This window comes from Streptomyces sp. N35 (assembly GCF_016464295.1).
GTDB lineage: Bacteria > Actinomycetota > Actinomycetes > Streptomycetales > Streptomycetaceae > Streptomyces.
The window spans coordinates 1-6,572 of record NZ_JAEIMH010000053.1 but is presented as its reverse complement, the minus strand read 5'-3'; the positions used below and the strand labels follow the sequence as shown (position 1 = coordinate 6,572).

General features: G+C 72.0%; 6 protein-coding genes. 2 read left to right on the top strand and 4 right to left on the bottom strand.

Annotated features, from left to right (window positions below; all coding sequences use genetic code 11):
- Window positions 1-31 precede the first annotated feature (31 nt).
- Window positions 32-1,048, bottom strand: a complete 1,017-nt coding sequence (ligD, locus tag JAO81_RS26490; RefSeq protein WP_199550452.1) for a non-homologous end-joining DNA ligase — start codon at window positions 1,046-1,048, stop codon at window positions 32-34.
- A 91-nt stretch (window positions 1,049-1,139) separates the two neighbouring features.
- Here ligD and JAO81_RS26485 point away from each other — a divergent pair, with 91 nt between their 5' ends.
- Together JAO81_RS26485 and mgrA are read left to right on the top strand one after the other, a co-directional pair.
- Complete coding sequence (locus JAO81_RS26485; RefSeq protein WP_199550451.1) at window positions 1,140-2,228, top strand: ATP-dependent DNA ligase; 1,089 nt, start codon at window positions 1,140-1,142, stop codon at window positions 2,226-2,228.
- A gap of 112 nt (window positions 2,229-2,340) precedes the next feature.
- Window positions 2,341-3,330 carry an L-glyceraldehyde 3-phosphate reductase gene (gene mgrA / locus JAO81_RS26480; protein WP_199550450.1) on the top strand — a complete coding sequence of 330 codons (990 nt, stop codon included), beginning with the start codon at window positions 2,341-2,343 and terminating at the stop codon, window positions 3,328-3,330.
- Between the two features lie 35 nt (window positions 3,331-3,365).
- On the opposite strand, the gene JAO81_RS26475 is transcribed toward mgrA, so the two are convergent.
- From JAO81_RS26475 to JAO81_RS26465, 3 genes are all read right to left on the bottom strand, one after another.
- Entirely contained in the window at window positions 3,366-4,373 is a 1,008-nt protein-coding gene (locus JAO81_RS26475) for an ornithine cyclodeaminase family protein (RefSeq protein WP_199550449.1), read from the bottom strand.
- A 95-nt stretch (window positions 4,374-4,468) separates the two neighbouring features.
- Window positions 4,469-5,395: an ABC transporter permease gene (locus JAO81_RS26470; protein WP_199550448.1), complete on the bottom strand. Its 927-nt coding sequence runs from the start codon at window positions 5,393-5,395 to the stop codon at window positions 4,469-4,471.
- Window positions 5,395-6,572, bottom strand: a 1,178-nt coding sequence (locus JAO81_RS26465; RefSeq protein ID WP_374194353.1) for an ABC transporter permease, incomplete at its 5' end; no start/stop codon positions are given. The genes JAO81_RS26465 and JAO81_RS26470, both read right to left, overlap by 1 nt.

Sequence of the window (6,572 nt, the reverse complement as noted above, 5' to 3'; positions counted from 1 at the left end):
GTACGGGACGAGGGCACCGGCACGTCCGCGGCTACTGCTCCTTCTTCGCCCGGCTCGGCGCCACCCGCTTCGGCTCCCCCGGCATCTTGGGATAGTCGGGCGGATACGGCATGTCCCCCAGGCCGCGGTCCTTCGCGTCGCGCTCCGAGAGCTCCAGGAGTGCGTCGAGGGTGTGGCGGGTGCGGTCCATGTCGGCGTGGACGTCGCCGACTTCGGCGTACCGGGTCCGCATCGTCTTGAGGTCGAAGTCGTCGGGGTGCGCATCGTCGACCTCGTCCCACGTCAGGGGCGCCGAGACGAGGGCCTTGGCATTCGGCCGCACGGAATAGGCCGAGGCGATGGTGCGGTCGCGGGCCGCCTGGTTGTAGTCCACGAAGATCTTCTCGCCGCGCTCCTCCTTCCACCAGGCCGTGGTCACCGCGTCCGGCATCCGGCGCTCCAGTTCACGCCCGGCGGCGATCACCGCATGACGCACCTCGATGAAGTCCCAGCGCGGCTCGATCGGCACGAACACATGCAGACCGCGCCCGCCGGACGTCTTGGGCCAGCCGACCAGGCCGCCGAACTCGTCGAGCACCGCCCGCAGTTCGTGCGCGGCGCGCACCGCGTCCTCGAAGTCCGTACCGGGCTGCGGGTCGAGGTCGATCCGGAGTTCGTCGGGGTGGTCGGTGTCGTCCGCGCGTACCGGCCAGGGGTGGAAGGTGCAGGTGCCGAACTGCGCCGCCCAGATCACCGCCGCCACCTCGGTGGGGCAGATCTCGTGCGCCTTGCGTCCGCTGGGGAAGGTGATCTCGGCCGTCGGGATCCAGTCCGGGGTGTTCTTCGCGGCGCGCTTCTGGAAGAAGGACTCGCCGCCGACGCCGTCCGGATAGCGCTCCAGGGTCGTCGGCCGGTCGCGCAGCGCGCGCAGGATGCCGTCGCCGACCGCGAGGTAGTACTCGGCGAGGTCCCGCTTCGTATATCCGGCCTCCGGAAAGAACAGCTTGTCCGGGCTCGAAAGCCGCACCTTCCGGCCGCCCGCGTCCAGCTCGATCGCAGCTCCACCCATGCCTGCCACGGTAGGCGGGGCGGCGTCGCGCTGCATATGGAAGTACGGATCCACCGGGCGCACGGCGGCGGGACGCAGCACAATCGAGAGCATGGACCTGCCGGTGATGCCGCCCGTCAAGCCGATGCTCGCGAAGTCCGTCGCCAAGATCCCGCCGGATATGCAGTACGAGGCGAAGTGGGACGGCTTCCGGGCCCTCGTGTTCCGCGACGGCGATGAGATCGAGGTCGGCAGCCGTACGGGCAAGCCGCTGACCAGGTACTTCCCGGAGCTTGTGGAGTCGTTGAAGGCGAACCTTCCGGCACGCTGTGTGATCGACGGCGAGGTGGTCATCGCCCGCGGGGGCCGGCTCGACTTCGACGCGCTCACGGAGCGTATCCACCCGGCCGCATCGCGCGTGAAACTGCTGGCCGAGCAGACGCCGGCCTCGTTCGTCGCCTTCGATCTGCTCGCGCTCGGCGATGAATCCCTGGTGGACACACCGCTCGCGGACCGCCGCGCCAAGCTGGTGATGGCGCTCGCGGGTTCCTCGGCGCCCGTCCACATCGCGCCCGCGACCACGGACCAGGACGTGGCCCGCCAGTGGTTCGAGCAGTACGAGGGCGCGGGCCTGGACGGGGTGATCGCGAAGCCGCTGGATCTGCTGTACCGGCAGAACGAGCGTCTCATGTTCAAGATCAAGCACGAGCGGACGGCCGATGTGGTCGTCGCCGGCTACCGCCTCCACAAGAGCGGGCCCGTCGTCGGCTCCCTGCTCCTCGGGCTGCACGACGACCAGGGTGTGCTCCAGCACGTGGGCGTGGTGGCGGCGTTCTCGATGAAGCGGCGCGAGGAGCTCGTCGAGGAGCTGGAGCCGCTGCGGATGGAATCGGCCGAGGGCCACCCGTGGGCGGCCTGGGCGCAGGAGGCCGCGCACGAGTCGGCCCGACTGCCGGGCTCGGTCAACCGCTGGAGCGGCAAGAAGGACCTCACCTGGGTGCCGCTGCGGCCCGAGCGCGTGGCCGAGGTGGCGTACGACCACATGGAGAACGGGGCGCGCTTTCGGCACACCGCCCAGTGGCGGCGCTGGCGCCCCGACCGCGCGCCCGGGAGCTGCACGTACGAACAGCTCGAGGAACCGGTGAACTTCGACCTGAGCGAGGTCCTCGGGCCGCGGCAGGCGGGCGACTCCTCTCCGTAGGGCGCACGCGGGGAGCCACACGGGAAGATTTTGTTCGTTCTTGTTGGACAGCCGGGCGCCGGGCGGGTGAGGCTGGGCAGAAACGTTCTTCGACTCTGGAGTGAGGTCCTTCGTGTACGCAGCCGCACCCGGCCGTTACGAGTCCATGCCCTACCGCCGCACCGGCCGGAGCGGTCTGCTGCTGCCCGCCGTGTCCCTGGGCCTGTGGCACAACTTCGGCACCGACCGCTCCCTGGACCGCCAGCGGGCCATCGTGCACAAGGCCTTCGACCTGGGCGTCACGCACTTCGACCTGGCCAACAACTACGGTCCGCCGCCCGGCGCCGCCGAGACCGCGTTCGGCCGGATCTACCAGGAGGATCTGCGCGCCCACCGCGACGAGATCGTCGTCTCCACGAAGGCCGGCTACCTCATGTGGCCGGGACCGTACGGCGAATGGGGCTCGCGCAAGTACGTCCTGTCCTCCCTCGACCAGTCCCTGAAGCGCATGGGTCTGGAGTACGTCGACATCTTCTACTCGCACCGCCCCGACCCGGACACCCCGCTCGAGGAGACGATGAGCGCCCTCGACGCGGCGGTGCGCCAGGGCAAGGCGCTGTACGCGGGCATCTCCAACTACTCGCCCGAGCAGACCCGTGAAGCCGCCCGTATCCTGCGCGAGTTGGGCACTCCGCTCCTGGTCCACCAGCCGAAGTACTCGATGCTGGACCGCGCGCCGGAGAACGGACTGTGGTCGGAGCTCGCCGAGGCCGGCGCCGGTTCGGTGGTCTACTCGCCGCTCGCCCAGGGACTGCTGACCAACCGTTACCTGGACGGCATCCCGGCCGACTCGCGCGCGGCCGGCCTCAGCCCGTTCCTGAACGCCGACAACATCACCGATGACACGGTCACCCAGCTCAAGGCGCTCAACGACATCGCCCGCGAGCGCGGCCAGTCCCTCGCGCAGATGGCGCTCGCGTGGGTCCTGCGCGATTCCGCGGTCACCTCGGCGATCGCGGGCGCGAGCAGCCCGGAGCAGCTCGCGGACAGTGTCGCGGCCACGGAGAACCTGGAGTTCTCCGCGGAGGAACTGCAGCGGATCGACAAGCTGTTGGCGGGCTGACACCTCGGCGAGCCGCTGACGGGGCCCGGGGTGGCTCACCCCGCGAGGTCGACGGTCAGCCCCACGCCCCGCTCCCCCGCCCGGTCGATCAGCAGCCGCGCCACCGCCAGGTCCTGGAGTCCGACACCCACCGAGTTGAAGAGCGTCAGCTCGTCGTCGGTGGTGCGGCCTGGGGCCTGTCCGGTGAGGACCGAGCCGAGTTCGGTGCGGAAGGCGTCCTCGGTGAGGGCGCCTTCCGCGAGGGGGATGAGCACCTCGCCCGATTTGGCGCGCGCCGTGTCGTACGCGTCGACGACGATGCGGCAGCGCAGCACCGCCTCCGTGTCGAGTTCGCGGTGGTCGGCGCGTGGCGGGGCGCCGACCGCGTTGATGTGCTGGCCCGGCTGCAGCCAGGCGCCGTGGACGAGCGGGTCGCGGGACGGGGTGAGGGTGCACAGGACGTCGGCGTGCTCCGTGACGGAGCGGGGGTCGGCGAACACCTTGGCGGGGACGTCGAGTTCGGCCGTGATCCACTGCGCCAGCGCCTGGGCGTTGGCCGGGGTGCGGCCCCAGATCAGTACGTGCTCGTACGGGCGCCCGGGCAGCAGCGCCCGTACGTGGGCGCGGGCCAGCGGGCCCGTACCGAGAATGCCGAGCGTGCGGGCGCCGGCGCGGGCCAGGGCCCGGGTGGCGACGGCGGTGGCGGCGGCGGTGCGGATCCGGGTGAGTTCGGCGCCGTCGAGCAACGCCGCGCAGGCACCGGTCTCGGCGTCCACCGCGAGGACCGCGGAGCGCTGGACCGGCAGTCCGCGCTCGCGGTTGGCGGGCAGATCGGCGAGGAGCTTGACCGTGGCGAGCCGGTCGGGCGCGGAGGCCGCGGCCATCGCGAGATAGGCACCGTCCCCCGCAGGCTGCCGCATCGCGGGCGGCGCGGGCAGCACGGCCCGCCCGTGCGCCAGGTCACGGTGGGCACGGGCCACCGTCCTCTCGACCTCCGCGACGGCTTCACCTTCGCCTTCGGCGAGCAGGCCACGTATCACTGAACGGGAAAGAATCAGGGTCATGTGCGCGGATGCTCCTGTAATGGTGGTCGGGGGACCGATCGTCGTACGCGATGCCGGCTTTGGGCGTTTTCTTCCGTACGATCGGTCCCTTTGCCTCAACTGGCGCGGACGAACGGGGTGGTGAGCCCCGAAGGGGCGCGGCTGCGGCCGACCAGGCCGCTCACCGCGAGGAGGGCGAAGACGTACGGCAGGGTCGTCAGGAGCGGGGCAGAGATGTGCAGGCCGAGCGCGGGCGCCGCGAACTGCAGGGACTGGGCGAGCCCGAAGACCAGGCAGGCGAGCAGCGTCGGCCAGGCGCGCCAGCGTCCCGCGATGACCGCGACCACGGCGAGATAGCCGATGCCGCCGGTGATGTTGTCGCTGAAGGCATGGACTTCGGAGAGCGCGAGATGCGCACCGGCGAGCGCCGCACTGACGCCGGTGAGCAGGACGGTCCCGTACCGGATGAGGGCGACCGGAAGGCCGCTGCGGTCGGCGGACAGGGCGTCCTCGCCCACCGCGTCGATCACGAGCCCGGCGGTCCTGCGGCGGCTGAAGCCGACGGCGAGCGCGATGGCCACGGCGAAGGCGAGATAGCCGAGGAGGGTCTGCTCGAAGAGGGCGGGGCCGAGGATCGGGAGGTCGCTGAGCAGCGGAATGGCCAGCGGGTCGAGGCCGGGCAGGGACTTGGCGCCGGCGCCGTCGCCGAAGACGAGCCGCGCGCCGTAGGTGGTGGCGCCGAGCGCGAGAGCGTTGGCGGTGATGCCGGTGACGATCTGGTCGGCGCGCAGAGTGATGCTGAGCAGCGCCTGGAGGCCGGCGAACAGCAGGCCGGCGGCGACCGCGGTGACGACTCCCACGGCCGCGCTGCCCGACTGGTGCGCACCGACGGCGCCGGCGAACGCACCGGTGAGCATCATGCCTTCGACGGAGAGGTTGAGAACTCCCGCGCGTTCGCTGAGCAGTTCGCCACTGGAGGCGAGCAGCAGCGGCAGGGCCATCCGTACCCCACCGGAGGCGAGTTCTTGGGCTACGGCGCTCATCAGCGGCTCCCTGGGCGGCGCGTGGTGAACAACATCGCGGCGGCGATGAACAGCACGAGCAGGCTCTGGACGATCTGGACGGTGGACGCGGGTACTTCGGCGGCGAGTTGGAGGTTGATGCCGCCGGAGGTCAGGAAGCCGAAGAGCAGCGATACGGCGGCCACAGCGGTGAGCGAGCCACGGGCGAGCAGTCCGACGACGAGGCCCGCGAAGCCGTACCCGGAGGAGAAGTGCTCGGCGAGTACATACGGGGCGGTGGCGACGAGCGCCGCACCCGCGACGCCCGCGAGCCCCCCGGCGAACGCGAGCCCGCCGCCCTCGAGCCGCCCGACGGGCAGGCCGAGCCGGGCCGATGCGGCCGGTGAGTGTCCGACGGCGCGCAGCCGCAGGCCGAGCGCGGTGTGCCGGAGCACGATGCCGGTGGTGACGACCGCGAGCGCGGCGACGAGGACGATGGCGGTGGCGGGTGACTCCACGTCGCCGATCAGGGGGAGTTGGGCCCCGGCCGGCAGGGGTGCGGACTGCGGCAGGGTCTCCGACGAGGTCACGGGCTGGCGCAGCAGCGCTTCCTCGTGGACGGCGAGGGAGACCATGCCGATGCCGATGAAGTTGAGGAGCAGGGTGGTGATGCCCTCGCTGGTGCCGCGTTCCACCTCCAGCCAGGCGGCGATGCCCGCCCATGCGGCGCCGGCGAGGAAGCCGGCGATCAGGATGAGTGGCACGCCCAGTGCGGCGGGCACCTGGGCGGGTAGCGCGAGTCCGGTCGCCGCCGCGGCCGTGCCGCCCGCGCAGAGCTGGCCCTCGCCGCCGACGTTTACCAGGCCGGCGCGGTGCGCGACCGTGAAGCCGGAGGCGATGAGGGCGAGCACGGCCGCGGAGTTCAGCGAGCTGCCGATGGCGTACGAGGACCCGAACATGCCCTCGTCCAGGGCCTGCCACGCGGTGGCCGGATCCGCACCGGCCGCGACGACCAGGACCACGCCGACACCGGTGGCGCAGAGGGCCGCGAGCACGGCGACGGTCAGGGGGTGGCGCGGGAGGGCGCGCAAACGGCCGGTCGATGGTGCAGCCTGCGGCGGCTCGACCGCGGACGGCGGCTCGGGCGGCGGCTCAGACGGCGGCTGGGACGGCGGCTCGGCCCCGGGCGGGGGCTCGGGCCGCGGGTCGGCCGCCGCCG